Origin of the sequence: Steroidobacter sp. (genome assembly GCF_016790065.1) — a bacterium.
In the GTDB taxonomy this organism is placed as follows: Bacteria; Pseudomonadota; Gammaproteobacteria; order Steroidobacterales; family Steroidobacteraceae; genus Steroidobacter.
In genome coordinates this window covers 1-2,855 of sequence record NZ_JAEUPY010000922.1, presented here as the reverse complement: position 1 = coordinate 2,855, position 2,855 = coordinate 1, and the positions used below count along the sequence as shown (strand labels likewise).

General features: G+C 59.6%; 3 protein-coding genes. All 3 read right to left on the bottom strand.

Annotated elements, in window-relative coordinates:
* On the bottom strand, positions 1-431 hold a 431-nt coding region (locus JNL55_RS36710; protein WP_293866904.1), incomplete at its 3' end, for a hypothetical protein.
* Positions 432-455: 24 nt separating this feature from the next.
* The gene (locus tag JNL55_RS36705) at positions 456-1,796 is read right to left on the bottom strand and encodes an undecaprenyl-phosphate glucose phosphotransferase (RefSeq protein ID WP_293866901.1); all 1,341 of its coding nucleotides are present in this window, start codon (positions 1,794-1,796) and stop codon (positions 456-458) included.
* A gap of 354 nt (positions 1,797-2,150) precedes the next feature.
* Positions 2,151-2,855 (bottom strand): IclR family transcriptional regulator (locus tag JNL55_RS36700; RefSeq protein ID WP_293866898.1); only part of this gene is annotated, 705 nt, incomplete at its 5' end.

Genomic DNA, 2,855 nt, shown 5'->3' with positions numbered 1-2,855 from the left:
ACATTGGTTCGACCGCTACCGTCCGGGCCGAGGCACGCGATCAACAATCCGGAAGGCGTGCGCCAGCGACGGATCGCGTCCGATTTCCGCTGCCACCAACTGCCCTGCCTCGCTGCCGCCCGCTTCACCAACAGCGCAATGAAATCCGGCCGCTGCTGCTGATCCAGCCAACTGACCATGTACAGCTCTTGGCCGGCACGCGCGCAGTGATACGCCAGCAGCATGTCGTTGCGTCGACAAAAGTCATTCAACACACCGGGCAACAGCGGCACCGCGTCGACAGCAACCACGACGGTGGCGTGCCGAGTTTGTTTGGATCGCTGGCCGTCGCTGTCGCGTCCCTCGTCGTCCGCGACCACGTGCTGGATCTGCTCCGTCTGTAAATGACGTAGCAAAGCATCGAGCCGCGCTCCGATCGGATCGGCCTGCAAGGTGGTCTTCAGAATGGCACCTTTTTAATAAGCGTTGCGATCGCGCCAAACCAGCGACGCGGTTCGCAGCAGGATGGTCAGGTCCAGCCCCAAGGACCAGTTACGCAGATAGTCCAAGTCGTATTCGACTCGGCGCTGCATCTTGTCCACCGTATCGGTCTCGCCGCGCAAGCCGTTCACCTGGGCCCAACCGGTGATGCCCGGCCGCACCTTATGACGCAGCATGTAGCCTTCGATGATGCGGCGATATTCCTCGTTGTGAGCGACGGCGTGCGGTCGCGGACCGACCAGGCTCATCGAACCGAGGAACACGTTGAACAATTGCGGCAGTTCATCCAGCGACGTGCGTCGAAGGAAACTGCCGAAGCGGGTGACGCGAGGATCGTTACGTTGTGCCTGCGTGACGTTGCCGCCGTCCTCGCATACCGACATGCTCCGGAACTTGTAAACATTGATGGCCTCGCCGTACATGCCGTAGCGGCGCTGACGAAACAGCACCGGCCCCGGCGAACTCAGACGCACACCGATGGCGACGATCAATAGCAACGGCCAGAGCATCAACAACAACACCGACGAGAACACGATGTCGCTGGCGCGCTTGATGACGCCGTCGAGCCCGGCGAACGGCGTCTCGCACACTGCCAACATCGGAATGCCGTCAATGTCACACACCCGAGCCTGCATCAGATCGAACATGAAAATGTCCGGCACGAAGTACACCGATGCGGTGGTGTCCTTCAACTCTTCCAGCAACTTGGTGACGCGCGCGTCGGCTCGCATCGGCAGACAGATATAAATGTTACTGACGCCGTTGAGCCGCACGTAATTGACGATGTCGGCCATGCCGCCGAGCAATTGCTCCTGCGGGATGTCGGGCAAGCGCGCGGTGTCTCGGTTGTCGAAGAAACCTTTGAACAGCCCCAGGTGCGGATGAGCCATCAAGCGTCGTGCCAGTCGATAACCAGCGTCATTCGCACCGATGATGACGTGGCTCTGTTGAATCTTGCCGCGCAGAGCGGAGAACGCGGCATAGCGACGCAAAGCGGCTTCAGCCGCGACCACCACGAAGGGCGTGATGGCGAACCAAGTAAGAATCACCCTACGCGAGAAGGTCTCGGTGACCTTGAAAGCGAATGCCATGAGCAGCAGCGCCGCCGACACCAGCAACCACTCGGCAAAGATTCGATGTTGCAACAAGTTCAAAAAGCCGTTGCGAGCCGAACAATCCATCACCGGCTCGCTCACCACTTGCGAGGCGATCAGAAACGCCAGCGCCGCCAACGCGAAGTACGACGGCGTCAGCTCCTGCGAATAAATCTCCACACAAAGCAGCAGCGAAAGAATGATGACCGCAGGATTTAGCACGTGTCTAAGTAGCGCAACAGCAGGCGGCTCAGATGTCCCGCGGTGTACACGCTGATTGCGCCGGCGAATTGCTGTCCCGTTGTCAGGCGCATGCGCAGTAGCGCCACGCTGATCAGCGCGGTTGCTATCTGCTTGATGTGATTCGCGCATGACTTGCTGATCGGACCGGATTAGTCAAAAGATTACCCCCAAAATTACTTGGGAGTTGCCTTTCAACTGGCACCCCAGCTGAAAAGTTCCAGCCTAAATCGGCGTCGGCTCTCAGCTACGTCTCAACTTGATGACAGCCAAAAAACAACGGCGCGCACCTTGCGATGCGCGCCGTCTGGATCGAACCAGAAAGTGATTTGTTAGTTAGGCACGAGCCTGCCCCAAACCTTCTTCGATACGCCGCACCAATTCCACCAGGCGCGGCCGCACCTCATTCAATAGATAGTCCTGCGAGCACTTGAAGGCTGGCGCACCGCAGTTGATGGACATGGGCGGCAAACCGTTGCCCGGGCGAAAGCCCACGGCAATGCCATTCACATCGGGCTGCCATTCGCCGAACGAGCTGCACACCCCCAGGTCTTGATACATGGCCAGCGACTTGTCGATGCCCTGCTTCAAGGCCGGCCAGGCGAGATGATCCAGCTCCTTCAATTGATCCAGCAGATCGGCGCGCTCGGTGTCGCTACAAACTGCGAGATAGGCGCGACCGATGGCCGAAATGGCCAATGGCAGACGCATGCCGACTTCCATATTCAAGGACAGCACCGCGTTGCCCTTGCAGACTTCGACGCACACCATGCTGAGTCGCTGACGTGCACCCAACGCCACCGAGGTGCCGGTCGAGTCCGCCAGTTCCTGCATCAGTGGGCGAGCCAGATCACGCACTTCGAAGCGGCCGAGCACGGCGCTGCCCAGCGCCAGCGTGGCGGTGCCGAGACGATACTTGCCCGACTCCTTCACATAATGGAGATAGCCCAGCTTGGTGAGCGTGTACGTCAGGCGGGACACGGTCGACTTGGGCAGTCGGCAACGCTCCGAAATATCCTGATTGCCCAGCAACCGGCTACG